The sequence below is a fragment of the Paenibacillus sophorae genome, assembly GCF_018966525.1.
Classification (GTDB): domain Bacteria; phylum Bacillota; class Bacilli; order Paenibacillales; family Paenibacillaceae; genus Paenibacillus_AQ; species Paenibacillus_AQ sophorae.
In genome coordinates, this window is the sequence record NZ_CP076607.1 from 146,197 (window position 1) to 171,518 (window position 25,322).

At 54.5% G+C, this 25,322-nt stretch carries 19 protein-coding genes; 6 read left to right on the forward strand and 13 right to left on the reverse strand.

All coding sequences use genetic code 11. The features are described from left to right. The first annotated feature begins 194 nt into the window (after nt 1-194). Nucleotides 195-1,985 carry a putative bifunctional diguanylate cyclase/phosphodiesterase gene (locus KP014_RS00675; RefSeq protein WP_051500661.1) on the forward strand — a complete coding sequence of 597 codons (1,791 nt, stop codon included), beginning with the start codon at nt 195-197 and terminating at the stop codon, nt 1,983-1,985. 311 nt (nt 1,986-2,296) lie between these two features. Here the strand turns inward: KP014_RS00675 and KP014_RS00680 are convergent, their stop codons facing one another. The 6 genes from KP014_RS00680 to KP014_RS00705 all read right to left on the reverse strand — a co-directional run bounded on the left by KP014_RS00680 (nt 2,297) and on the right by KP014_RS00705 (nt 10,770). Further along, on the reverse strand, nt 2,297-5,296 hold the full coding sequence (locus KP014_RS00680) for an efflux RND transporter permease subunit (protein WP_090833800.1): 3,000 nt from the start codon (nt 5,294-5,296) through the stop codon (nt 2,297-2,299). A gap of 203 nt (nt 5,297-5,499) precedes the next feature. Continuing rightward, nucleotides 5,500-6,648: a cation:proton antiporter gene (locus KP014_RS00685; protein ID WP_036596616.1), complete on the reverse strand. Its 1,149-nt coding sequence runs from the start codon at nt 6,646-6,648 to the stop codon at nt 5,500-5,502. Nucleotides 6,649-7,179: 531 nt separating this feature from the next. After that, nucleotides 7,180-7,377, reverse strand: a complete 198-nt coding sequence (locus KP014_RS00690) for a hypothetical protein (RefSeq protein WP_036596620.1) — start codon at nt 7,375-7,377, stop codon at nt 7,180-7,182. Nucleotides 7,378-7,406: 29 nt separating this feature from the next. After that, complete coding sequence (locus tag KP014_RS00695; protein WP_090833801.1) at nt 7,407-8,657, reverse strand: ABC transporter permease; 1,251 nt, start codon at nt 8,655-8,657, stop codon at nt 7,407-7,409. After that, nucleotides 8,650-9,822, reverse strand: coding sequence for an ABC transporter permease (locus KP014_RS00700; RefSeq protein ID WP_036590056.1), 1,173 nt, complete (start codon nt 9,820-9,822; stop codon nt 8,650-8,652). The genes KP014_RS00695 and KP014_RS00700 overlap by 8 nt, the downstream gene beginning before the upstream one ends. 12 nt (nt 9,823-9,834) lie before the next feature. After that, on the reverse strand, nt 9,835-10,770 hold the full coding sequence (locus KP014_RS00705; RefSeq protein ID WP_036590058.1) for an ABC transporter ATP-binding protein: 936 nt from the start codon (nt 10,768-10,770) through the stop codon (nt 9,835-9,837). A gap of 271 nt (nt 10,771-11,041) precedes the next feature. On the opposite strand from KP014_RS00705, the gene KP014_RS00710 reads away from it, so the two are divergent. Beyond that, entirely contained in the window at nt 11,042-12,289 is a 1,248-nt protein-coding gene (locus tag KP014_RS00710; RefSeq protein WP_036590060.1) for a sensor histidine kinase, read from the forward strand. Nucleotides 12,290-12,330: 41 nt separating this feature from the next. After that, the gene (locus tag KP014_RS00715) at nt 12,331-12,975 is read left to right on the forward strand and encodes a response regulator transcription factor (RefSeq protein WP_036590062.1); all 645 of its coding nucleotides are present in this window, start codon (nt 12,331-12,333) and stop codon (nt 12,973-12,975) included. A gap of 209 nt (nt 12,976-13,184) precedes the next feature. Here the strand turns inward: KP014_RS00715 and KP014_RS00720 are convergent, their stop codons facing one another. The 6 genes from KP014_RS00720 to ftsE all read right to left on the reverse strand — a co-directional run bounded on the left by KP014_RS00720 (nt 13,185) and on the right by ftsE (nt 20,031). Beyond that, complete coding sequence (locus tag KP014_RS00720; RefSeq protein ID WP_036590064.1) at nt 13,185-13,412, reverse strand: hypothetical protein; 228 nt, start codon at nt 13,410-13,412, stop codon at nt 13,185-13,187. Between the two features lie 510 nt (nt 13,413-13,922). Continuing rightward, nucleotides 13,923-15,347 carry a PDZ domain-containing protein gene (locus KP014_RS00725; RefSeq protein WP_175491798.1) on the reverse strand — a complete coding sequence of 475 codons (1,425 nt, stop codon included), beginning with the start codon at nt 15,345-15,347 and terminating at the stop codon, nt 13,923-13,925. A 165-nt stretch (nt 15,348-15,512) separates the two neighbouring features. Further along, on the reverse strand, nt 15,513-16,976 hold the full coding sequence (locus KP014_RS00730; RefSeq protein ID WP_090833802.1) for a S41 family peptidase: 1,464 nt from the start codon (nt 16,974-16,976) through the stop codon (nt 15,513-15,515). Nucleotides 16,977-17,095: 119 nt separating this feature from the next. Next, complete coding sequence (locus KP014_RS00735) at nt 17,096-18,409, reverse strand: murein hydrolase activator EnvC family protein (RefSeq protein ID WP_036590701.1); 1,314 nt, start codon at nt 18,407-18,409, stop codon at nt 17,096-17,098. Between the two features lie 31 nt (nt 18,410-18,440). Next, the gene (ftsX, locus tag KP014_RS00740; protein ID WP_036590698.1) at nt 18,441-19,355 is read right to left on the reverse strand and encodes a permease-like cell division protein FtsX; all 915 of its coding nucleotides are present in this window, start codon (nt 19,353-19,355) and stop codon (nt 18,441-18,443) included. Further along, nucleotides 19,345-20,031 (reverse strand): cell division ATP-binding protein FtsE, encoded by a 687-nt coding sequence (ftsE, locus tag KP014_RS00745; RefSeq protein WP_036590696.1) that lies wholly within the window; start codon nt 20,029-20,031, stop codon nt 19,345-19,347. The genes ftsX and ftsE overlap by 11 nt, the downstream gene beginning before the upstream one ends. A gap of 286 nt (nt 20,032-20,317) precedes the next feature. Between ftsE and KP014_RS00750 the strand changes: the two genes are divergently transcribed. The 3 genes from KP014_RS00750 to KP014_RS00760 all read left to right on the forward strand — a co-directional run bounded on the left by KP014_RS00750 (nt 20,318) and on the right by KP014_RS00760 (nt 23,382). After that, a complete protein-coding gene (locus KP014_RS00750) occupies nt 20,318-21,745 on the forward strand; it encodes a VanW family protein (RefSeq protein WP_090833803.1) in 1,428 nt (475 codons plus the stop codon). Between the two features lie 172 nt (nt 21,746-21,917). Next, nucleotides 21,918-22,334 (forward strand): CBS domain-containing protein, encoded by a 417-nt coding sequence (locus KP014_RS00755; RefSeq protein WP_036597269.1) that lies wholly within the window; start codon nt 21,918-21,920, stop codon nt 22,332-22,334. 265 nt (nt 22,335-22,599) lie between these two features. After that, nucleotides 22,600-23,382 carry an alpha/beta hydrolase gene (locus KP014_RS00760; RefSeq protein WP_090833804.1) on the forward strand — a complete coding sequence of 261 codons (783 nt, stop codon included), beginning with the start codon at nt 22,600-22,602 and terminating at the stop codon, nt 23,380-23,382. Nucleotides 23,383-23,832: 450 nt separating this feature from the next. Here KP014_RS00760 and argH read toward each other — a convergent pair whose 3' ends face one another. Beyond that, nucleotides 23,833-25,245 carry an argininosuccinate lyase gene (gene argH, locus KP014_RS00765; protein ID WP_036604493.1) on the reverse strand — a complete coding sequence of 471 codons (1,413 nt, stop codon included), beginning with the start codon at nt 25,243-25,245 and terminating at the stop codon, nt 23,833-23,835. Nucleotides 25,246-25,322: the final 77 nt, after the last annotated feature.

A 25,322-nucleotide genomic window follows, 5' to 3' on the forward strand; every position in this document is an offset into this window, starting at 1 on the left:
GTGTAGGGGACAGAGCAAAAAACGATGACGGGCATATGCTGCGCACATCCGTTTTTTTGCCTGTCTCTTTTTTGCGCTCAGGCTATACCGTCGAATTTATGAAAAAAAGAATGGAAAATAGAGGATTTTGAATGAAAATGGCGAATTTTTAGCAGCAAATGCGTTGATATAGTTTTTAAATTATGGAGGGTAAAATGCCGCGGAAAAACAATAGTAGAAGTACCCACAGCTCCATTACGTTCACAAGAAGTTCGCATGAAGAAATCAATCAGGAGCATATGAACACCTATACCTTTAGTCCTCTGCGGGGGGCCTCCAGAATTTCTGGTATTTACTTTATTGTCGGATGTTTATGGATTCTGCTAACCGATAGAGCGGTTTCAGCTCTCACAAATAACGCCGAATTGATCGCCACGATAAATATGATCAAAGGATGGTTCTTTGTTTTCATGACGGCACTTCTTATTTTTGTTCTTATTCTAGGAACGCTTAAGCGAATCAGGAAGGTAGAGAAAGACTTAGAGACATCCTATAAAAAAATGATGGTTACCCATGAAGATCTGGAATCCGCGTACGAGGAAATCACAGCTACAGAAGAAGAATTGAGGCAGCAGTACGATCAGTTAATCGAGAATCAGCGCAAGCTCAGCGAGAGCGTGGAAAAGATGCAGCATCTCGCCTACCACGATTTACTGACGGATCTGCCCAATAAACTGGACTTGTACGAGAACGCGGCAAATATTCTTGCAGACTCAAACGGCGCTGCTGCTTTAATGTTTGTGGATATCGATAACTTTAAATATATAAACGATACGATGGGTCATGGTTTCGGAGACCGTCTCATTGTTAACGCAAGTGAAAGACTGCTTTCCATCGTGGGAAAAGACGGGGTCATTTACCGAATCGGAGGCGATGAATTCATTATTTTGCTGCATTCCTTGAAGGACAAGACGGATGCAGACATTATGGCGGCCCGCATTCTTGCCGGACTTAAGGAAGCGGTCGTCATCGACAACAGTCTCTTGCACATCAGCACCAGTATTGGAATCAGTCTTTACCCCGATCATGGCAGCGATATTATGGAACTGGTCAAACGGGCGGACATTGCCATGTATAAAGCGAAAGAAGCGGGCAAAGGCAACTTCGTCGTGTTCAATAATCCCCTGAATGATACATTTGCCGAAAGAATGAACATTGAGAAGCAGTTATATACCGCGATGGAACAGAATGAGTTTGATCTCTTCTATCAGCCTCAAGTGGATCTGGCACTGAACAAAGTGACCGGTCTGGAAGCTCTTCTACGCTGGAACAGCCCTGAACTGGGAAATGTCTCTCCATTCAAATTTATCAAAGTGGCTGAGGATTCGCATTTGATCATTCCTTTGGGAAGCTGGGTATTACGCAGAGCCTGCGCGTTCCTGAAGAATCTTCACGAGCAGGGATTCGGACATTTGACAATGTCCGTCAATATTTCGATGCTGCAGCTATTGCAAACCGATTTTAATGAGCTGGTGCTCGGTACGCTGCAATCCTCCGGTCTTAAGCCCGATTATCTGGAACTGGAAATAACCGAGTCCATATTGATCGAATCCTACGAGCATGTCAGCACCAAATTGAACGAACTGAGAGAAAAGAACATCAAAATTGCGCTGGACGATTTCGGGACAGGTTATTCTTCTTTAAGCTACCTGACCCATCTGCCGATCTCCACTTTAAAAATTGACAAGTCCTTTATTGACTCCATTCCGGCGGAAACAAATCATGCGATACTGCTCGAACAAATTTTGATGATCGGCAAAAGGATGAACATGTGCGTAATTGCGGAGGGAGTGGAGAGAGCGGACCAGCTGACCTATTTGCAGGAGCAGGGCTGCGACAAAATCCAGGGTTATCTGTACAGCAGGCCGCTCGCTGCAAAGGACATGGAACAATTGTTGACCGGCTGGGAAAGTTCCGGAACTCCTATCACCTGCATTGAACCTTAACAGTTTGCGGCCGAATTTTCTTGTCCGAATCGATGAAACATGCTGATGCCGCCGGGTATTCAGTGCGTTGCTGCCTCGCATCCCCAAACAGTATAAGTCCGAGCTTCGGCACGCTGTCCGTTTCGGGAAAGCTCCCCCCGCTCACATCCTCATACAGGTAAGGGTATTTTCCGCACAAAAAATGAAGCGATGGTTCCCGGGTAAAGTACCGGGGAATCATCGCTCCACAAGTGATTTCTTTCTTAACTATCCTGCATTCAGCGCGGCAACCGCCCGCCCATGCCCTTGCTTATTTGAGGCTAAGCAGCGAATTACGCCGCTTGTCTCAACGCTTTTTTGCGCTGCTTCGCCGACTTGCGGAAGTAGAACAGCTCGTAAACCGCCGGCACAACAACCAGCGTTAGCACCGTAGCGGCGGTCAAGCCGCCGACAACCACAATCGCCAGGCTTTGCGAGACAATGCTTCCCTGCTCGGAATGGCCGAACAGCAGCGGCAGCATTGCGCAGATGGTCGCAATGGCCGTCATCAGTATTGGCCGCATCCGCGTTCCCGCCGCTTCGAGCAGCGCTTCACGAATGCTCATATGCTCCTCGTTATGCTTGACGCGGTCAATCAGCACAATGGCGTTCGTAACTACAATGCCAATCAGCATCAGCGCGCCGAATATGGCGGTGAAATCAGGGGTCACTCCGGCTACCAGCAGGCCGACAACAGCTCCGATGGCTGCCAGCGGCAGAGAGAACATAATCGCCAGCGGTGCGCGAAGCGTCTTAAAGGTAATTACCATGATCAGGTAGACAAGGCCGATGGAAATGAGCGCCGTCATTCCGAGATCCTTGAAATCGCCCGCCTGGTCGGCGGATGCGCCACCCGATACGAGGGTTACGCCTTCAGGCAGCTTGACGCTGTCAGTTTCTTTTTTGATGGAGGCCCCAACTTCGGAAACCTTTTTCGGATCGACTTCGGCAGTAATACGCGCATAAGGCTTGCCGTCTTTACGGTACAGCATGGCCGGTTCGTTTCGCACTTCCAGGCTAGCAAGCTGCGACAGCTGCTTAAGCCCCGTGGAAGTCATCAGCGTAATGCCCTGCAGGTCCTTTTGCGATTCAGGTTGGGCGAGCGGAGATAATACGACCGCAGCCGAAGAACCGTTCAACTCCATCTGACCAAGCGGCACGGGATTCAGCATGCCGGCCAGCTGCATCGATATTTCCTGCGCGTTGGCCTGCGCTGGATTCACGTTGAAGGCAAAGACCGGCTTCGTATCCTCCATGTTGCTGGAGATCTTCTGGATGCCGTCAACCGTCTTCACCTTATCCATAACCTGATCGGCTGCGGCAGTAATCTTGGACAGGTCGTCGCCGACAATATCAATGTACTCATTGGTCGAACTCGAACCCATCATGCCGCCTTCGTTGGCAGCCAGGCTTGCTCCGGCATAGCTGCTTTGCAGCCCCCGGATTTTATCGATAAATGCCTGGGCGTCGGAGTTTTCTTTCATTACTACTGTATAGTTGACCACGGTAGGCGAGGATACGCTGCCCCATTTAGCGGCATCGGTGCTGTTCCCGGACTGCATGATTACCGTCTCCGCCTGAGGCTGTTTCATAATTTCCTGTTCCAGCCGTTTCCCCTGTTCAAGAACCTCCGAGACCGGCGTATCATTCGGGTATTTCAGCTCTATCGCGACATTGCTTGCATCTGAAGCGTCCAGCGCCCCTTTGGGCATGCTCATATACGCGGCGATTGAAGCTACCAGAGTGACCAGTCCCAGCGACAGCGACACCCATTTATGGTTCAGGTTCCACTTAAGAAACCGCTGGAACCGCTTGGACGGCTCATGCTCTTTCATCGATGTATTCCGCAGCAGCACGGAGCTCAGCAGCGGAACGACGGTCAATGCGACCACCAGCGACGTCAGCAGCGAGTAAGTAACGGTTAAGGCAAAAGGCAGCAGGAACGCCTGCATACTGCCGCGCAGCAGACCTATCGGCAGGAAGACGGCGACGGTGGCAATCGTTGAGGACGTTATCGCCCGGGCAACCTCCTTCGTTGCGCTGATCATCATGTCAACGGAGAAGGACTCCTTCTGAAGTCTGCGATAAATGTTCTCGATAACCACGATACTGTCGTCGACCAGACGGCCGACCGCAACGGCTACCCCGCCGAGCGTGATAATGTTCAGCGTAATTCCCGAAATATCGAGCAGATACAAGGTAACAGCCAGCGACAGCGGAATGGAAACGGCTGTTACGAGCGTTGCCCGCACATTGCGCAGGAATATCAAAATGACGATGGTCGCAAACAGCGCGCCGAGCAGCACTTCACGCATCATGCTGTTCACGGAATCGACGACCATATCCGAGGTGCTGAACACGACCGCGGCTTCGGTCCCCTTCACATCCTTATTGATGCGCTCCACCGCATCCTTCACCTTATTGCCGACATCAACCGCGTTGGCATTGGCTTCTTTCGTCACTGTCGCGAACAGAACATCCTTGCCGTTGGAGCGGCTGACGCTTTCCTGATCACTTTTCACCTGAACCGACGCGATATCCTGCAGCGTCACCCCGGCCGAGACAGGCAGGCGTTTCAAAGTATCGACACTGTCAATGGAAGAAACAACATTGACGCTGCCCGTCTGGCCGCCAATCGTCTGCTCCCCGACGGAAGCCGATACGTTCCGGCCTTGAAGCAGACCGGTAATTTGCGCAATGGACACCTTCTTTTGCGCCATCAGCTGCGGATCAAGCTTGACCGTCACCTGAGGCGCGGTTTTGCCGTACAGCGCGACGTTCGCAACACCCTCAATATTTTGCAGCTCGGGAATTATCACCGTCTCCGCCAGCTTCAGGTTCTGTTCGGTTATTCCATCGTCAAACGAAAGGGTAGTCGAGGCTACCGGAATCATGGAGGTATTTAACTGAAGAACGAACGGCCGCATTACACCTTGAGGAAACTGCAGCGCGTCGACCGCCTTCTGCACCTCCTGCGCGGCATCCTTCATATTCGTCTTGGAGTCAAAATTAATATCCACTTTTGAGAAGCCATTTCCCGAGGTGGACGTCATCTCCGTCTTGCCTTTGACCATTGCCAGAGCGGTCTCGATGGGTTTGGTCACCTGCTCCTCCATCGCATGCGTGTCCTGGCCGGGACCAATCGCCGTTACCGTTACCTGCGGATTATCCGCCTCCGGCAAGAACTCCATCGGCAGCGAGCTGTAGCTCATCACTCCCACTACGAGCGCCATCACAATTAGCAGCCCTGCGGCCGCCTTGTTGCCAAACGCCCATTTTGTCAACCATGTCATTGATAATTTCTCCTTCCACTCCCCAGTATTGATAAAGCTCTTGTTGCATGCTTCTTTATGTAGATTGGTTCTCTCTAGCATTAGTTTAGTTGCTTTCCGGCGAGCTTAAAACAGTCGGGCGGCGGGTTTGGTCCTCAGCCCCGGGACGGAGACCGCCCCCAACCAAAGGACGGGAAAACGCTATACAGGATTTTTATTCCTCCTCATCTTAGTTTCACCGGCTCGCGGAAGACGTATTTCAGCATCGGCGGTGTCAGCAGCGTCGTGGCAATTACGACAATAATAACCGAAGTAAAATACTCCGGCAGCAGCAGACCGCTTTCAAGTCCCGTGGCGGCAATGATCAGAGCAACTTCTCCCCGGGATATCATGCCTGAACCGATCACCACCGAGGAATGGGTATCAAAGCCCGTCAGACGCGCGCCGAGTCCGCCGCCGATCAGCTTGGTCAGCACCGCCGCAAGCGACAAGATGATAACAAAACCGATCTGGCCAAGAACTCCCTCAAAGGAAACGTTCAGTCCGATGCTGACGAAAAAAACGGGCACAAACACAGCGTAAGCGATAGGTTCCAGCTTGTGTTCCACCGTGTGCTTGAAGGCGGTCTGCGAGACGGCCAGCCCGGCGGCGAACGCCCCGATAATGCCGGCCATTCCGGTCCATTCGGCGAACCAGGAGAAAGCAAAACAAATAACAAGCGCTACGCTGGCGGTCGCCTCCGTCACTTTAAGGGGAGACAGCCATTTGAGCATCCGGGGGACAATCAGCCAGCCGGCGAGGATCGCGACCGCGAAGAAGAGCAGCTTTTTACTGATCAAGAGGCCCAGCGACACCGACTCTCCCGCGCCGAAGAAGCTCATCAGCACCGCCAGCAGAATAACGACCAGAATGTCGTCGACGACGGCCGCTCCCAGAATGGTCGAGCCCTCCCGGGAATTCAGCTTGTTCATATCCTTAAGCACCTGGGCCGAAATGCTGACGGAGGTCGCGCTTAGAATCGCCCCTAAAAACAAGGCATGCGAGTAAGAAAAGCCGAACAGCTCCGCAATCCCCATTCCGCCAAACAGAGGAAGAATAATTCCCCCTACCGCCACGGCAAAAGACGACTTCCAGTTGCGCCGAAGCTGATCCAGATCCGTTTCGAGTCCCGCGATGAACATGAGCAGCAGCACGCCGATTTCGGACATATAGTGAATAAATTCTCCATTCTGAATCCAGCCCAGCACCGCCGGACCGAGCACAATACCCACAATCAGTTTACCGAGAACGGACGGCTGGCCGAAAGCGACAGACAGATGCCCGGCGAGCTTGGTGGACAGCAGAATCAGCAATAAGGTCAAAATAAATTCCATGGATTACCCGCTCCTTGTCTTCTTTAAGATTGCACCAAAAAGCCCTGGAAAATAGCAAAAAGGAGCCCTTGGTGACAGGCTCCTCCATATAACGATTGTTTATTCATTTTTTTGAATTATCTCTATAAATATACCCTTGTTTAGAATTATTGTAAAGATTCAAATGTAAAAATCCAGGGTAATTCTATCGCCAATCATTTTAAAAGCAAGTCGTTTAAACCGAAAAACTTAACCATCAAGGGAACCGAAGTCAAGTTGGTGGTGATTTTTAATTCAGCGTCTTGCAAACCTGCTAAAGTGCAGGTTTTTCGATCAAAGCGTTTGTTAGCAGGAAAGTCCTCCGATTGTGCAGGAATTTAAGGCTGTGCCGACTGCATTTGAGGTTAAACCGGTAAAAAGCTGCATCTTTTCAGGTATGTTATTCAGTGAGGGTTCTACGTCCGACAAAAGATGTACAATTTCAGGTTTTCTGCATAATTTAGTTCATCGCGCCTCGTTGAAGCTCGTACGCAAAACAACTTCTCAGCGTCCCTATGCCCCGGCTCCAGACGGCCCTTTCGTTCTCCTGTTCTGCTCCGCAGATGGTACCAAGGTAAATGCTGCATGCGCTTCCTCAACATTCACACTTATTATCTCCCCTAAAATAACGAAGAACGTCCCGGCCCATTCGGTGGAATGGATCAGGACGTTCTTCGTCTCATACAATGTGGTTAACGTAAAATTGATCATCTCGCCATTACAACTGTAAACCGGCCGTTCTATGCAGCCGACTCGCTCGGCCGCAGGATAGCGGAGCCGATTGCCAGCAGGATTACGGCCATCAGGCCCAGCACCGCAAAGGGCAGCCATAGCTCGCTCCAGCCGCTGCCGGTGGCAGCGAGGTCTGCGGCCTGAATCGCCCATTTTTGCGGGACGAAGTTCGCGGCCTTCTGCATATAGTCCGGCATGATCGAGATAGGCCAGAAGCAGCCTCCCAGCATACAGGTCGGGGTCAGAATGAGCGCGTTCAGCATGCCCGCATTGTTCGGATTGCGGATGAATCCAGCCACCGTGCTGGCTAGACCCATGCACACCAGCATGAACGCCGCCAGAATGAGAAAGTATAGATACATCGGAAGCTCATAATTGTAGTTCAGCACATAGCGGCCTACCAGAAGCACAGCGGCGACCTGGATCACGCCCACCGTAAAGCTGCCCAGAAAATTGCCGAGCGCAATTTCATAAGAACGAACCGGCGCGCTGAACATCCGCATCATTGTCCTCTTGCTGCGGTCATCCATAATGAACGAGACGGAGCTTGTAACCATAGCCATCAGGAACATCAGCATAAATCCGGTAACGATACTCAGACTTTCGCGGGGATACAGGTTATAATCGGTCTTCTGGCTGCCCACAAGATGCTGCTCCGCTTGCTGCAGGATGGAGGACAACTGCGCTTCACGCGCCGTAGCCGTGCTGGAGGCTGTTCCGCTGGCCATACCGGTTGTACCGATGGATGGACTAGCCGCCTGAACACCAGTCGTACCTTCAGCCGTCCCGGCGGCTGCTCCGTTACCCGCCGCGTCGACCGCCGCGGCCACTTCTCGCAGCCTTCCTCCAATTTCCGAGGCCTTCATTTTGAGCGCGATTGACGCTGCAGATGTCTTGAACTCATAGATATGGATTTGCGGCGACTGATCAGTAAGCAGCGAGGCCGAATAGCCTGCCGGAATTTCCAGTCCCGCACCGCCTTCCTCGTTAAGAACTCCGGTGCGCAAACCACCCGCGTCTTCTTTTTCAATCAAGGTATAATCCCCTGTCTTCTCCAGTTCGGCAATGATATGCGCTCCCGCGGGGCCGCTGTCCAAGTTCGTGTACAGCACGTTCGTCTTATGATCCCCGGTGCCGCCGGTCATCCATATGATGACGGAAACAATGACGCCCGGCATGAGAATATAGGCGATTACTCCTCTCCGTCTGCCGATCATCCGCTTTACCAGATTCCAGGCAATCGTAACGATATTATGCATGATAACCCACCTTTCGGTATGAAAAGAATGCCACGCCCCCGAGCACGAGACAAATCAGCGCCAGCATCGTGATACTGCCCGAAATTTGCGCCCATGGGGATTCCAGCATCATCCGCAGGATGCCCCGCATCCCCCAATGATTGATTGAAAACGCGCCGCCCGTATTCACCCAGGAATCCGGCAGGGGAGCCATCCCTCCGCTGATAAACGTCATAACCACCGTCAGCCCGCTTAAAATGGAGCGTGCCAGCGCCGCGGTACGGACGAACATGGATATGAGGACCGACAAGGTCAGCGAAGCAAGAATCATTAACAGACATACCAGCGCCAGCATCTCCGGGCGGTTGCCCCAGTACACGCCGAACAGAAAGCGCGTGGCTACAATAATGAAGGCGCACTGCAGGACCGACACAATGCCGATGCCGAGCATTTTTCCCATAAAGAGTTCCCCGCCCTTCACAGGCATGGAGCCGATCCGAAACAACGTATGGTTATCCTTTTCGCTGTACAGGCTGGTGATTACCATTTGTCCGCACAGTAGCAGGAACATCAGAAGCATCGCAGCCGCGTAATACTGGGAAGCGGTATAGGCTGGGCCTCCTTCATTCAACTTGCCGAGCACCACGGCCGGATTGCCTTGCCCGGTCTCCGTCATCGCGCTAATCGCCTGGGGTCCAAGCGTCATGGCAGCAGCCTGTTTGTAATTAATGCTGCTCAGGAAATTATCAAACACGGTCCCTGCGACCATATTATCAGTCCGGTCCTTGCCGAAGATATATTCAAGCCGCGCTTCCTTCCCGCTCAGGATATCCTTGTCGAATCCCGCCGGAACGATGACGGCATAGCCGTATTCACCTGAACGCACGCCGCTTACCGCCGCTTCCCGGCTGTCTGCGGTTTCCGGTGTAATGATCTCCGCGACCTCCGGCGACTTAAGGAAGTTACCAATCAGCTGCGAGCGTTCGGAGGGGTTCGCTGCCGCATCGACAATGCCCACCCGGAAAGAATCGATCGTCTGGTCCTTACCTCCATCCATAACGCCGGAAAGCGCCGAGCCAAGCAAGAAAATCAGCAAAATCGGCAGCAGAAACAAGTTGATCAGCATGGAGCGGGAGCGGAGGAGCCGCCGCAGCTCATAAGATGCAATCGTCCATATATTAGCCATTATTCTCCCCTCCTAATCCCGTAAGGTCCGTCCGGTCAGGCTCAGGAATAACGTCTCCAGATCCGGTTCCTCGATTTGCAGCGTCTGAATGACGCCCCCATGCTTGGCGAAAATAAAGAGAATGTCCTGCAGCTCGCTTTGGGACGACGGCAGATACAGCTCCACCGTCTCTCCTTCCGCTTCCACCCGGGTCACCCGGGGATGCTGCTGAAGTTCCAGAATCAGTTCAGGCGTGATACTGCCAGCTTTGATGACGATCTTCTCTTCGTGGGCGACCCGTTCCCGCAGCTCTTTTTCCGTCCCGCAAGCAATGATATGCCCCTTATCCATGATCGCCACCCTGTCGCAAAGGGCTTCAACCTCTTCCATGTAGTGGCTTGTATAGATGACGGCGGAACCCAGCTTATTGAGCGCTTTGACCGATTCAAGGATATGGTTACGGGATTGCGGGTCGATTCCCACCGTAGGTTCATCCATAATAATCAGCTTGGGCCGGTGCATAATGGCGCAGGCAATGTTCAGCCGCCGTTTCATCCCTCCTGAAAAAGTGGACGGCTTATCCTTCGCACGGTCGGCGAGTCCGGTAAACTCCAGCGCCTCCTGCACCCGTTCCTTCAGCAGTTCGCCGCGCAGGCCGTACAGTTTTCCGAAAAAGGATGCATTTTCCCAGGCAGTCAGATCTTCGTACAGTGCAAGGTCTTGGGGGACGAGCCCGATTCTTTTTTTGGCCTCAAGCGGCTGCTGCGCTACGGAAACGCCATCAATGACTATGCTTCCCCCGTCCATCTTCAGCAGACCGCAGAGCATGCTGATCGTCGTGCTTTTGCCCGCGCCGTTCGGACCAAGCAGACCGAAAATCTCACCCTCCCGGATGCTCAAATTCACATGGTCTACCGTCAACTTGCTGTCATATCTTTTTACCACATCGGTTAGCTGCGCAAGCGCCATTGTTCATCTCTCCTGTCCCTTATTCTTCATGGTTTCATTGTAGCGCAGCCCCGAAGCCGCCGAAGGTACGGAAGGTCATGAAGTGAAGGTGACTTAAGTCATCTCTTTGTGAACAAGCGGCCAAACCCGGGTACCGCAGCACATAGGATGTGCTAAGATGGAAATGCGATAATACACCTTCCCTCGCCAGGATCAGCCATTCACTGAAAAAGGCCGGTTGCGAAGGAAGGACACTTAACCTCTATCTCTCTCACGAAAAGGATGACGGCGTGTGAACAAGGAGCTGAAGCTGCTGCGGTACGGACTGATTGCCATACCGGCTTTTATCTCGATGTACGTCCAAGAATATGCCGATAATGACCGGTTCACCCTGCATCTGCTGATCCTTCTGCTGCTGGCGACGCTGGGAGCGCGCTTACCGGCACGGTTCACCGCAGGGATGGCCGCGCTGGAAATGCTGTACTCTTCCTGGCTGTGCTCCAGATACGGAAGCCTGCTGGTGTTTCCTTCCCTGTCTGTGCTGCTCGTCTATTTCCGCCTTCGTCCCCGCTCGCTGCCTCTGCTGCTTGCGGGGATTCATCTGGCCGTGCTGAACACCGCCGTCATGGACGACTCTCCGCTGATCCGCGCCTGGGTTAACCTCAGTTTCCTGCTCTCTGCCGCGCTCTGCGCCCAGCTTCATTCGGCGGGACGCGGCCGGGAGGAGACGCTTCATCTATATGACGAGCTGCGCAAAAAGCACTTCGAGCTGGACGAAGCCCGCAATCGGCTGCTGCAGTTCGCGTCCCAAGTGGAAAATGCCGCACAAGCTGAGGAACGGGTGCGAATTTCCCGCCAGTTGCATGACGACATCGGCCACCGGCTGATCCGCGTCAAAATGATGATGGAGGCCGCGCTGCACACGCTTCCCTCCGCGCCGGAGGCAGGCATGACCATGATGGGACAAGTGCGCGATCAGCTTGCGCAGAGCATGGATGACCTGCGCGCCGCCGTAAGGCGCATCGGCCGGGGCCCGCGGCTTGATGGCGCCTATGCCCTGGACCGGCTGCTGGAGGAGACCGGCCGGGACACCGGCATCAAGACCTCTTATACGGTGGAGGGCGCACCTTATCCGCTCTATCCGAGCCTTCAGGTCGTCCTGTACAAAAATGCCCGCGAGGCCATCACCAATGGACTCCGGCACGGACACGCGACATCGGTCGGCATCAAGCTCTGCTACAGCCCGTCCGAAGTTACGATGGAGGTCAGCAATAACGGAAAAACAGGGATGGAAGAGTACGGCAGTGAGACACCGGAGAGCAAGAGCGACAACCGGGACGATGGAACCCGCTCGGAACGGTTGTCCGGCGGGAGCCCAGGGAACCCAAGATTGCACCTTACCGGCGCTGCCGGCGGCATGGGGTTAAAAGGGATGGAGGAGCGAACCCGGCTGGTCGGCGGAACGTTCGAGGTCCGGGCTGCTTATCCCTTCACTGTCATAACGAAGCTGCCGGTCTATAAGCAAAGTGAAATCATTTAGGGCGGCAGAGCAGATTTCTTACAGAAAGGGGAACGGCAAGCATGATTAAAGTCGTAATCGTGGACGACGATTCTTTTATAAGGGAAAGTCTGAAGGTGCTCATCGGTATGGACCCGGAGATTGAGGTAACGGGGGCCGCAGGAGACGGCGGAGAGGCGCTGAAGCTGCTGGAGAGCGGGGCGGAAGCCGATGTTGTGCTGATGGATATCCGCATGCCCGGCATTGACGGCGTGGAAGGGGCGCGGCTGATCAAGCGGCGTTATCCGCAGGCTGCCGTGCTGATGCTGACCACCTTCGACGATGACGAATATATTATCGAGGCGCTCAAAGGCGGAGCCAGCGGCTATCTGCTCAAAAACATCCCCCCGGACCGCATTATCCAGGGCATCAAAACGGTCCATGAAGGCAACATGCTCATTCATCCCGACATTGCCCGCAAGCTCGCGAACTTTCTTCAGCCCTCGGCCGGGAACACGTCCCCCTGTCCGCTGGAATCTTACGGGCTGACCAAGACGGAGCAGTCGGTTGTCAAGGCAATCGCTGAGGGGCATTCGAATAAGGAAATTGCCGCCGAACTATTCTTAAGCGAAGGAACGGTCAAAAACTACATAACCGAAATATTGAGCAAGCTGGGACTGCGGGACCGGACGCAGATCGCTATTTTTTATTTGAAAAATGGGCGGTGAATCCGAGCAGTATTCGTAGAGGAGCCAAAAGGATGGCTTCACCTGTAAAATCAATGCCTGCCAGGTGATTCAGCAAGAGAGGACGACTTGAGTGGAATTATGAGCTTACTTTACAGTGAGCCGAGGTTTGCCTTCCAGTAGGCAACAAGCGGTACAGCCGTTCACCCCCAAGGCAAAGCAGAAGGGCAGTGTCAGAAGGTTGCGAAGAATTAATGCATTTGTACATCTATTTCTCGTAAAAACCCTCTCCCCGAATCCATTCCTGCAAATGCGCAGGCATTTTGCCCCCCTTCTCCCCATTTCGGCGTGTAAGCATTAAATAACTGCACCCTCGCATCCATTTCCTTTTTCCGGGCGAAATTCACCGAAAAAACCTGCAGGTTTGCAGGAGAATGTTGCCTATTCCGGCTGACCAAACGGCCCCTTTGTTCCTTCATCCGCCTCTGCGCGGCGATGGAAGGCTAGGTGGCCTCTCCCGGCATGTGCTATGCAGGGCTCAACGCGCGCGGGGAGCGGCCGAACACGTATGTGTCGATATGGGTTGCACGTTGTGCAGCAGCAAACGCACATCAGGAGCGTCCGCGTTATACAGCACACAGCACATCGGGAGCAATCCGCGTTATGCAACAGCACATGCACATCGGGAGCAATCCGCGTTATGCAACAGCGTATGCACACCGGGTGCGGCCGTGTTATGCAGCAGTACATGAACACCGGGAGCGGCCGTGTTAGCAGTGCACACGCTGTAGGGAGAGGCCGCGTATTTGCAGCACGCATGGCGGGGGTACCCGAGCTTGGAGACCGCTACAGCCCCGCTGCGGCGACCGATTTAATATTGCAGCAGAAGAACGAGGCAACAAAAGCCCGGATCCCGATCTCTCGGAAATCCGGGCTTGTCCGTTCTTTTGGCGCAATGCGACTTGTCGCCACATTCGTTCGTTGCGGGCTTATCGTTTCGCCGATTCCGCTCTGCCTGAGCCTGGCAGCGGTCCCGGCGTTCCGAGCGCGGGAAGCGCAGGGGCCGCCTCTCGCGAAGCTGCTGTCTCTTGCGCCGCTGCCGCCTCTCGCGAAGCCGCCGTCTCCTGCGCCGCTGCCGTCTCCCTCCGGGCCGGCAGTGCCGAGGCGCCGGATACCCTGCGGCGGGCGCCCGTCTTCATCAGGGCAATGCCCACAATGCCGGCCGGCTTCTCTGGCGCCGTCGTGTCTTCATCCGGCTGGGGCGCCAGAATGACGCCCAGCAGATGATGGTCGCCGTCGTAAATGGCGCGCTGCAGGTACTTGCTCTCGCCTGCGGCGTTCTGCACCTCCAGCTTGCAGAACGCCGGACTCCGGCGCAGCGCTTCATGCAGCTGCTGCGCCTTTCCGGTCAACGCTTCGCTGTTGACCTTCAGCAGGATCTCGCCCGGCAGGATGCCCAGCTCCTGCGCGGGGCTGCCGGGCAGCACGGCCAGCACCTTCAGGCCGTGCGGCGGATGCACGAAGAAGGGGCTGCTGCGGCGCTCCTCCAGAGCGCCGTACCACACCAGCCCTTCGTGCAGCAGCAGAGCCGCGAGCGCCGCGAGCAGCGTCAGCGGGCTGTACCGGGCCGCGAGCAGCGCGAGGCCCAGCAGGACGGCGCCGCAGAGCAGCAGCCGTCCCGAGGCGCGGGCCGCTTTGCTCTTTGGCAGCATGCCCGTCGTCAGTTGGCTGAAGCCGATGACGACAGGCAGCGAGACGAGGCCGAGGCCTCCGCCGAGCAGCGTCGGCCACGGCAGCTCGCCGGCTCCCGCGCCTGCGGGAACGAGCAGAAAGAGCGGCAGCGGCCAGAATGCCTCCATCCGGTATCCGCCCACCACCCGGCCGCGCTTGCCTTCCAGAAACAGCGGCGTCGCAAGCGCCGGCCCCTGCCAGCGGGCGAGCAGCGCCTCGACCACATGCAGGATGGCAGCCAAAGCAAGCAGCGCGGGAATATCCATTCCTCTAACCGCTGTCACGGCCTCTCCGCCAAGACCGCCGGGGAGGAAGCCAGGAAAGAAGGACAGGGCAAACTGAATAATTCCAAGCAGGCCGATGGAATACGCGAAGCAGAAGTACCGCACCCGGAACAGCAGCAGAACTAGGCTGACCACCCAGATGCAGACAACTGCCGGACCCGTTACCGAAACGCCGAGCAGCATGGCTGCAAGCGAGACGAGAACACCTGCGGCCAGACCCGTCCATATGGCGCGCCATATTTCCCTGCCCCAGCTGTGCAGCTTTACATGAATGAGCCTTCGCTCCAGCAGCGTCTGCCTGCGGTAATAAAGGCCAATGAACAGCAAAGCGATATAATAAAAGGGCTGCGCCAGCATATGCAGCGCTGCATTCCCCAAGCTTGCCAGCAGTTCCAGCATGTCATTCAAACCGATCGTCACGCTCCTTTGGCTGCGCTCTCTTAAGTCGCGGCTTCATCCTCTATTCTAATGGAATGGGATAATCAAAGACAGGCCTTTTTAAACAGTAAATATTGGGTCCCGTTCTTTAACAGCATGAAAAAAGAAGGCTGTAATCAGCCTTCTTCATGAATTCGACGCCTTCGCCCCGATTTCCTTCCGTATCTCTTCAATTCCCCGGTTGCGTTGATTGTCGCTCGCAGGATTTCGGATCGCCTTGATCAATGCGGCTTCCAGCGCCTCCGCCGTCTTAGCGTCAATAATACCGGTAACTTTCAGCTTGACTGCGCTCTGGAATTTCTTCACCGCGTCCCTCGTGCCGGTGTCAAAATATCCGTCCTTGCGCCCCGGCTTATAGCCCAGACCGTCAAGCATGGTCTGCGCGCTCTTCACATTCGAGCTGTTTGAGTTGTACTGGAGCGGCACACTCTTGTCGATTGGCGTCACCGAAAAATAATCCGGCTGGGCCACGGCGATATCCGGCTTGATTCCCTTGCCGTGAATCCAAGTTCCGTTCGGCGTCAGCCATTTGGCGATTGTAATCTTGAGCAAGCTGCCATCGCCGAGCTGCTTGTCGAAGCTGGTCTGCACTGTTCCCTTGCCGAAGGAATTCTCGCCGATCAGCTTGGCTCCGGCAGACTGCTGCAGCGCTCCCGCCAAGATCTCCGATGCGCTCGCGCTGCCTTTGTTCATCAGCACAGTGACCGGATAATCCTTGCCGCTGCCCTTGGAGGTCGTCAGTTCACGTTCCTTGTTCTTGTTCTCTACTTGAACGATCGTCTTGCCTCTTGGCACGAACTGCTCGGCAATATCGATGACAACCGGGAGGACGCCGCCGGGATCGTTGCGGACGTCAATGACAAGACCTTTGAGTCCCTTCTTCTCCAGCTTGGCCAGCTCTTCCTTGAAGCGGTCGGCAGTGTTCAGCGAGAACTGCGTAATCTCGATCACGCCAACGCCGTTCTTCTCCATGGAGGAGTAGACCGTCTCCAGTGTCACGTTATCCCGTTTGATATTGAACGTCAGGGGCTGGGCGGAACCGCTGCGCTGGATGACGAGGACCGCTGTGCTGCCTTTGGGGCCGCGGATTTTGGCGACCGCGTCGTTCAAATCCATTCCTGTAAGCGTTGTTCCATTCACGGACACGATAATATCTTTCGCCTGAATTCCGCCCTTCTCTGCCGGCGAACCTTTAATCGGAGACACGACGACGACTTTGCCGTTATCCGAGGCGACCTCGGCTCCAATGCCGGTGAAAGAGCCCTCAATGCTCTCTTCAAATTTCTCCGCCGTTTCCTTGGCCATATAGTTCGAATAAGGATCGCCGAGCGCTTCCATCATCCCGTTAACCGCGCCGTCGATCAGCTTGCTTCGGTCCACGCTCTGGTAGTAATTTCCTTCGATCAGACTAAGCGTCGTCCCAAGCTTCTTCGCTTCGCTCTGCGCAAGCCCGCCGCTTGCCGGGGCGGATGCCACGCTTTCTCCGGCAGCTTGTCCGGAAAAGAGCGAGCCCGTCACAGCAAGCGTCAGCAGGCTGCCGCACAGCAGAGCTGCGATGACCATAAAAGCCGCCGTGCTCTTTTTTAACATGAAGCCTTCACCGTCCCTTCTTGTCCATCATGCCGGTATGCCTGAGGTCCGTCCCGTAAGGATCGGTCTGACTTCCAGTATATGCCGTAACGCCAAATATTATTTATTATGCCGCTAAACTATAAGTAATCCATCGGTTCAACCGGCTTTCCGTCAATCCGCACCTCGAAGTGAAGATGCGGTCCGGTTGACCGTCCGGTAGAGCCCGATTCCGCAATGGTCTGTCCGCGCTCCACCTTGTCTCCTACGCTAACCTTGATTCCGCCCTCGCGGATGTGGCCGTACAGCGTCCACATGCCGCCGCCGTGGTCGATAACCACGCAGTAGCCGTAGCCGCTCCACCATTCCGCGACAATGACGGTGCCCGCTTCGGCCGCATGAATGTCCGTACCCTGCGGAACGGCGAAGTCAACGCCGGTATGCAGCTTGCGTTCTCCCGTCACCGGATGAATCCGGTAGCCGTACGGCGAGGATACCCGCGCGTTGCCCACGGGCAGCAGCAGCGGTCCGCCGCCGCTGGCGTAGGTGCTGCTCGAGTCGCCGCCGCCATGCTCCGCACCAGAATCGCCGGATCTGCTGGCCGCCGCTGCTCTTCTCGCCGCTTCCGCGGCTGCTCTTTTTGCCGCTGCCGCCTTAGCCGCCGCCGCCCTTCTCGCTGCTTCCTCAGCCTTCAGCTTATCCTTCTGGTCTTCGAGCGCCGCGCGCTGACTTGCGAGCTGCACCAGCTTGGCGTTCTGCTCCTGGCTGATATCCTCCGCATCATCGATGGCCTTGTCGTAATAAGCGATCAGTTCCTGCTTCTCGGCTTCCTTCTCCTTCAAGACGCTCCGCTGCGATTCCAGATCGGTGTACAGCTGCTTGGCCAGGGCGTACTGCCCTTCAAGCTCTTTCTTCTTTTGGGTAACAGTCGCTTCATCCCGCTTATGCTGGTCCAGCAAATCTTGGTCCTGGTCTACGATCAGCTTAAGCGAATCCGCGCGGTCAAGAAAATCCGAGAAGCTTTTGGAAGAGAGCAGCACATCAAGGTAAGACACCGCTCCATCCGTGTACATGAGACGCACGCGGGATTCAATCAGCTTCTGCCGCGAATCCACCCGCTCCTGCGCGGCGTCCAGTTCGGAAGCCGTTGTCTTGAGCGATTCCTCGGTGTTATCGATTTTAGTAGAAATCTGCTTCATTTCGCCCTTGACCAGTTCGATCTGGCCGAGCACATATTGCAGATTCTGGTTCGTTTTATTCTTGTAGTGCTGGGCCTGCTGACCTTGGGCAGCCGCTTTTTCCTGCTGCGATTTCGCGTTCTTAACATCCTGCTGCAACTGCTTGAGCTGCTTGTCGATTTCGGCGACGCTTGGTTTCTTGGCATATCCTTCAGAGGGCTGGAACATTACGGCAGACAGCAGCAATACGGCTAAACCGGCGGCTATTTTTCTCAACTCACGTTCCCCGTCCTTTGTTCTTAATTGTTCAGATCTTCAAAAACTTGCGGATGGACACGGTGCTTCCCCAAACGCCGATCAGCACCCCAAGTCCGACCAGCAGACCGCTCAGCTGCATCCAGATATCGGTAAAGGGCAATATTCTCCAGCCCAGCAGCGGATCACCCTTCATGGATGTATTCAGACCGGTATAACCGGCATATAAGACCCCGACGGTAATAAGCGAGCCAAGCAGTCCGATCAGCGCGCCCTCTATAAAAAACGGCCAGCGGATAAAGGCATTCGTTGCCCCCACCAGCTTCATAATTCCGATCTCCTTGCGGCGGGCCAGTATGGTCACCCGGATCGTATTGGAAATCAAGAACATCGACATTACACCGAGCCCTGCGACAAAAACAAAACCGACGTTGCGGATCGTGTGCGTGATTTTGAACAGAGTCTCCACAGCGCCCTCCCCATATTTCACCTTGTAGATCGGTTTCTCGGGGTGGGTATCGTTCAGGGCCTTGATCTTATCCGCCACAAACGGCACGGTCGTCGCCTTCACTACTTCAACCCGGAAAGCGTCATTGAGCGGGTTATTGTCTTTGTCAAACCCTTCCAGTATGTTGTCGCCATCCGGCCCCAAATCCTTGCGCAGCTCTTCCAGCCCCTGCTCTTTGGGGACGAACTCGATTTTGCTGACCTCGGGCATGCTGCCGATCTCATTCTGGAGCGTCTCACGCAGCGCTTGATTCGTCTCCAGCGTCAAATGAACGGTGATCTGCACTTGACTGTCCGCTTTGTCTGCTAATGAATTTACATTTAATACCAATAAAATAAAGACGCCCAGCACTAGCAAGGAGACGACAATGGATGTGATGGAGGCCACCGACATCCAGCCGTTGCGGAATACGTTCTTGAAGCCTTCCCGCACATGCCGCAAGAAGGTTTTAAAACTCATATCCGTATTCTCCTCTCAGTTGGTCTCTGACGATCTCTCCATGCTCGATGGCCAGAACACGTTTGCGCATTTTGTTCACGATATCCCGGTTATGGGTGGCCATGACTATGGTTGTACCGCGAAAATTAATTTCATCCAGCAGCTGCATAATGCCCCACGATGTCTCCGGGTCCAGATTGCCCGTAGGTTCGTCTGCCACAATGACCGAAGGATTGTTGACGATGGCCCGGGCGATGGCGATCCTCTGCTGTTCCCCGCCGGAGAGCTGGGAAGGCTCGCGATTCGCTTTGGAACGCAGGCCCACCAGGTCGAGCACCTCGTTCACCCGCTTCTTGATTTGCTTTCTCGGCGCTTCGATAACCTCCATCGCAAACGCGATATTTTCGAAAGCCGTCAACTTCGGAAGCAGCCTGAAATCCTGGAACACTACACCGATATTTCGGCGAACGTAAGGGATTTTGCGCGGCTTCAGCTTGCCGATATTGAAACCTCCCACGGAAATCTGGCCCTTAGTCGGCGCTTCTTCTCTATAAATCAATTTCATGAACGTCGATTTACCCGCGCCCGACGGGCCGACGATATATACGAATTCGTTCCGGTCGATTTTGACCGACACTCCTTGAAGTGCATGGGTGCCATTAGGATATGTCTTCCAGATATCCTGCATTTCGATCATCTTTATCACTTCCCGATTCTGACTTATCCGTTCCACGCTCTTCGACAATCCACTGCGTAAGCTATCAAAAACTGCGATATTACCACAGACGTATCTATTGTAACAAATCCGTAACTGCTTGAGTACCCGAAAGTTTTGCTGAGACCCGGCATATATTTAACCGATCAAGACCAGGCCCGCGTCCCTATAACTATATCGGCATGGCGGACCGCATTTCTAAAGGCCTTCACGGCAGAACCGGCGCCTCTTGGCGCAAATTTTCGGTATCAGAGGAGACGACATTGCGATGAGAAAAACACATGGCGCCCTGATTGCGCTAATCGGACTAATATTAGCGGCTTCGCTAGTATACGGGGGGCTGTACTTATATGCGGGACAGCGCAGCGTGCCGAAGGGGACAACGCTTGCGGGTTGGAGTGTCGGCGGAATGGATATCGCGGAGGCGCGTACGGAACTGGACCGGAAGCTCCAAGCGGTGCATGCAATCCCGATCACACTGACGGGAGACGGGGAGACGGAGATCCGGATTGCGCTTAAGGAAGCGGGCATTTCATATAATGCGGACGGGTTTCTGAAGAGCCTGGACCGGCTGACGGACGGGAGCCTTCTGGAGAGGGCCAAGGCCCGCCACGGCTTCGCGAAGACATGGGGGCTTGAGGCGGGCTGGGACAGCGCTGTGCTGAAACGAACTTTGAGTCCTCAGTGGGAGCGGACCGCTTTCGGCGAACCTGTGAATGCCACCCGGAGAATTACGGAGAGCGACCAAATCGTCTATACACCGGGAGAAACCTCCCGCAGGGTTGACTGGAACGGCATGGATGCTTCGCTTCGGGCCGTGCTTCCGGGAAGCTTCGACCGGCTGGAGGCTGTGCGGAGCACGGGCATCACCGCTAAGCTTCCGCTTAAAATCATGCAGCCGGATGTGACGGTAGAGTCGCTTCGGGAACAGGGAGTGGCGCGCAAGATTGCCGAATTCAGCACCTCGCTGGGCTCAAGCGGACCGGGGAGAAGCTACAACGTGGAATCGGCTGCAAAGGCGGTGAATGATACGCTGCTGCCCCCAGGAGGAATATTCGATTACAGCAAAGCTATCGAAAAAGCGGAGAAGACCACCGGATTCCGCGAGGCGCCGGTCATCGTGAACGGCAGGCTTCAGCCGGGCGTCGGCGGCGGAATCTGCCAGGTATCCAGCACCCTGTACAACGCGGCGCTGCGGACGGGACTTGAAATCGTGGAGCGGCGCAGCCACTCGCTGCCGGTAAGCTATCTGCCCAAGGGCCAGGATGCTACATTCTCCCAGGGGTCGATCAATTTCCGCTTCCGCAACAACACCGGCCGCTATTTATTAATCCGATCCGCCGTGCAGGGCCGCGCGCTGACCGTCAAGCTCTTCGGCACCTTCCCGCAAAACGTATCATATGAGGTTGAGTCGCGGACTGTGGAAATCCTGCCGCCCGGCAGGCGGACGGTTTCCGATGCATCCCTGCCGTCCGGGGCTTCACGCACGCTCCAGAACGGCAAAACTGGATATATTGTGGAAACCTACCTCACCCGCAAGGTTGACGGCAAGGCCGTAGACAGAAGAAAACTGTCGCGCGACATCTACCGGCCGCAGCAAACCCTTGTCGCCGTCGGTCCTGGCGGAGCAAGACCAGCCGCGCCGGAGCCCTCCGAGCGTCCGCTGGTGGAGGACGGAATAAGAAAGAATAATTGAGGGGGCTTCTAGGAGATTACATGTACCGGGCGGCGCTTAAGCAAGTAGGCTTTGAGTGCCGCCCAGCATATTTAATTCGTGCTTTACCTAAGCAAGCCGTCCTCTTTACAATCTGCTGATATACTAGTGATATACTCAAGTAATCACTACATTCAGAAAGGGATGACTTCATATGACAACTACGGCAATATCGACCGATCTTAAGCTGGCCGATCTTATGCGACCTGCGCCGATCGTTTATGACCACCACACCTGTCGGCAGGCGCTTCGCCTGATGTTCGAGCACCCGGAGTCCAAATGCCTTGTCCTCTGCAATCCGGCAGACGAGCCGGTGGGACTGCTGATGAGCGAGAAGTTCTTTTTAAAGGCGACCGGCCGGTACGGAATGGATACATTCTACAGAGAACCTGCAATGAAGCTGGCTCACAAAGACCCGCTGATTGTCGACATCGCCGCTGCGCCGCATACGGTTCTGGCAATGGCTATGGACCGCCACCCGATGCAGCAGAATGACTGCATTATTGTTACTGACTGCGGCAAGCTGGCCGGAGCCGTCTATGTCTCCGATTTGCTCGCCGGGCAGTCATAGTTGGACACGCCTCGCTTGCCCCCTCAACCTTCCGCTTTTGTTCATACCTCCGCCTCCCCTCTATAATTCAAACAAGTTATCCGGAAGACATGTCGATTCCAGCCTAATTACACATTCGTCATAGCTTAAGCGTGGCTTGTTCTCCTTTACCATATGCTGCCGACCGTATCCCGCCAACCACGCTTGCAGAAGAACTTTATTCATTCTTATAATATAGGTCGCTGATAACTATGGTATGATTTGCCCAAAAGGAGGAGTCGATAATATGGCTTTAATCGAATGCCGTCATTATTCGGAAACACTGGGACTAAGCACGTCGATGACAGTGATTTTGCCGCAGAAGACGAAGACACAAATCGGAATGAGAAGCACTGCCCGTAACGGTCTGCATCCTACCTTGTACCTGCTGCATGGATTGTCTGATGATCACTCCACTTGGATTCGCCGCACGTCGATTGAGCGCTATGTCGCGAACCTGGGGATTGCGGTCGTTATGCCACAGGTACATCGCAGCTTTTACACGGACATGGCTTACGGAGGCCGATACTGGACCTTTATCAGTGAAGAGCTTCCGGTGCTGGCAAGGTCTTTCTTTCCACTGTCTGCGGAGCGTGAGGATAACTTCGTGGCAGGCTTGTCGATGGGAGGCTATGGGGCAATCAAGCTGGGGCTTCGCAAGCCGGAGTCTTTTGCGGCTGCTGCCAGCCTGTCCGGAGCGCTGGAAGTGGCGCATCTTCATATCAACCATGGTAACGCTATGTCCAAACAAGAATTTGAAATGATTTTTGGCACTGAGGATATCTCAGGAACGGACGAGGACCTTCTGGCCTTGATTCGCAAGGTAGACGCCTCGAGCGGACCAAAGCCGATGCTGTACCAATGCTGCGGTACGGAGGATTTTTTGTATGAGGACAATCTGCGTTTTCGTGATGCCGCCCGAGCTACCTCCCTATCCTTGACTTATGAGGAGAGCCCGGGAACACATGAATGGGGATACTGGGATACCAAAATTCAAGATGTGCTGGCCTGGCTGCCGCTGAGAAGATAATTTCACTTTGATAGGATACATTCACTTCGAGAGGATAAATCCACTTATTAAAAAAGCTGCTCTTCTCCGCTTCAAAGTGGTCTCCTCTTCTCCACAAACGGGTACTTTTCCGGTGCAGTCAAAACTGCTATAGCACATCTTTTTTCGTCGATCCTTTGGTCGATTGGGAAAAAGCTGCGAGCGTGCAGGAATTTCAAGCGATTTCTGCAATAGCAGGAGATCGAGCGCGGAAAACATGTATGCTCGCAGGAATATTCCATCTTTAATTAAAAGTGTTGTAAAAAGGATGTACGGTCGCAGATTTTGGAAACATTCCCCTTTTCAGATACACCAGTTCGCGAAAATCCCCCTAAAAAAAATGACATTCAAACGAATGTCCGTTTGAATGTCATTTTTAGTTCATTAACCGTGATGGCCTCTTGATCCGACTTCGGGCCTGGCACCGTACGCTTAAAGTTTCGCTGCATGCTCCGCAACCCATTTTTTCGCTTCGAGCAGACTCTCTTCCGCCCGCCCAATCGCCGCCTGCACCTGCACCGTTGCCGTACCGCCGTACACATTGCGCGCATTGACAACCGCTTCCGGCTGAAGTACGGCATAAATATTCTCGTCGAACAACGGCGAGAACTGCTTGAACTCGTCCAGCGTCAGATCGAGCAGGAATTTGCCTTCATTGATGCAGTACAGCACCGTCTTCCCGATGACTTCATGCGCCTGGCGGAACGGCAGTCCTTTGCCGACGAGGAAATCCGCAATATCCGTCGCGTTGGAGAAATCGGTGTTCACCGCTTCCCGCATCCGTCCCTTGTTGACCTTCATCGTCGCAATCATCGGTGCGAACAATTGAAGGGCGCCTGTCAGCGTCGCAACCGTGTCGAACATGCCTTCCTTATCTTCCTGCATGTCTTTGTTGTACGCCAGAGGCAGGGATTTCAGCACCGTCAGCAGCCCGATCAGGTTGCCGTATACACGGCCTGTCTTGCCGCGCACAAGCTCCGGCACGTCGGGATTCTTCTTCTGAGGCATAATGCTGCTGCCTGTGCAGAAGGCGTCATCCAGCTCCACGAAGCTGAACTCCGTGCTGCTCCACAGCACCAATTCTTCACTCAGACGCGACAGATGCGCCATGATCAGCGAAGCGTTCGCCAGGAACTCGACGATAAAATCGCGGTCGCTGACAGCATCCAGACTGTTCTCGTAGACGCCGTCAAAACCTAGCTGTTCCGCTACAAAATGCCGGTCAATCGGAAAAGTCGTTCCCGCCAGCGCACCGGCGCCCAGCGGCAGTACATTGATGCGCTTGTAGCTGTCCGTCAGCCGCTCCGCGTCCCGGCGGAACATCGACACATAGGCAAGCAAATGATGCGCGAACAGAATCGGCTGCGCCCGCTGCAGATGCGTGTATCCGGGCACAATCGTCTCCACATTGTCCCTGGCCTGCTCAATCAGCGCCTCCTGAAGCCCATGCAGCAGGTCAGTCAATTCCACGACCCGGTTGCGCAAATACAAATGCATGTCCGTCGCCACCTGGTCATTGCGGCTGCGTCCCGTGTGCAGCTTGCCGCCGACCGGTCCAATCTCCCCGATCAGCTGCTTCTCGATGTTCATATGAATATCTTCGTCCGAGACGGAAAATTCAACCTCTCCGGCGCGAACCTTTTCCAGCACCTTTTGAAGCCCTTCCTTAATCGTCTCCACATCTTCCTGCGGCAAAATCCCGCATTTGCCCAGCATCGTCACATGCGCCAGGCTGCCCTGCACATCTTCTTCTGCCAACGCTTTATCGAAGCCGATGGAGGCTGTGTATTCCTCCACAAGCTTGTTCGTTCCTTTAGTGAAACGTCCACCCCACAGCTTGCTCACTGCTCGATTCCCCCTTTTCAAAATAGATCTCTTCCGTGCGCTTTCATGGAAAAACCCGGGCTTGTGAGGATATACTG

Coding starts and splice junctions, on each gene's coding strand:
- ftsE (WP_036590696.1), bottom strand. CDS start 20,031: ATGATCGAAATGCAGGATATCTGGAAGACATATCCTAATGGCACCCAT.
- KP014_RS00755 (WP_036597269.1), top strand. CDS start 21,918: ATGACAACTACGGCAATATCGACCGATCTTAAGCTGGCCGATCTTATG.
- ftsX (WP_036590698.1), bottom strand. CDS start 19,355: ATGAGTTTTAAAACCTTCTTGCGGCATGTGCGGGAAGGCTTCAAGAAC.
- KP014_RS00750 (WP_090833803.1), top strand. CDS start 20,318: ATGAGAAAAACACATGGCGCCCTGATTGCGCTAATCGGACTAATATTA.
- KP014_RS00680 (WP_090833800.1), bottom strand. CDS start 5,296: ATGACATGGTTGACAAAATGGGCGTTTGGCAACAAGGCGGCCGCAGGG.
- KP014_RS00760 (WP_090833804.1), top strand. CDS start 22,600: ATGGCTTTAATCGAATGCCGTCATTATTCGGAAACACTGGGACTAAGC.
- KP014_RS00725 (WP_175491798.1), bottom strand. CDS start 15,347: ATGCTGGAACTGCTGGCAAGCTTGGGGAATGCAGCGCTGCATATGCTG.
- KP014_RS00730 (WP_090833802.1), bottom strand. CDS start 16,976: ATGTTAAAAAAGAGCACGGCGGCTTTTATGGTCATCGCAGCTCTGCTG.
- KP014_RS00700 (WP_036590056.1), bottom strand. CDS start 9,822: ATGGCTAATATATGGACGATTGCATCTTATGAGCTGCGGCGGCTCCTC.
- KP014_RS00685 (WP_036596616.1), bottom strand. CDS start 6,648: ATGGAATTTATTTTGACCTTATTGCTGATTCTGCTGTCCACCAAGCTC.
- KP014_RS00715 (WP_036590062.1), top strand. CDS start 12,331: ATGATTAAAGTCGTAATCGTGGACGACGATTCTTTTATAAGGGAAAGT.
- KP014_RS00720 (WP_036590064.1), bottom strand. CDS start 13,412: ATGAAGGAACAAAGGGGCCGTTTGGTCAGCCGGAATAGGCAACATTCT.
- KP014_RS00695 (WP_090833801.1), bottom strand. CDS start 8,657: ATGCATAATATCGTTACGATTGCCTGGAATCTGGTAAAGCGGATGATC.
- KP014_RS00705 (WP_036590058.1), bottom strand. CDS start 10,770: ATGGCGCTTGCGCAGCTAACCGATGTGGTAAAAAGATATGACAGCAAG.
- KP014_RS00675 (WP_051500661.1), top strand. CDS start 195: ATGCCGCGGAAAAACAATAGTAGAAGTACCCACAGCTCCATTACGTTC.
- KP014_RS00690 (WP_036596620.1), bottom strand. CDS start 7,377: ATGATCAATTTTACGTTAACCACATTGTATGAGACGAAGAACGTCCTG.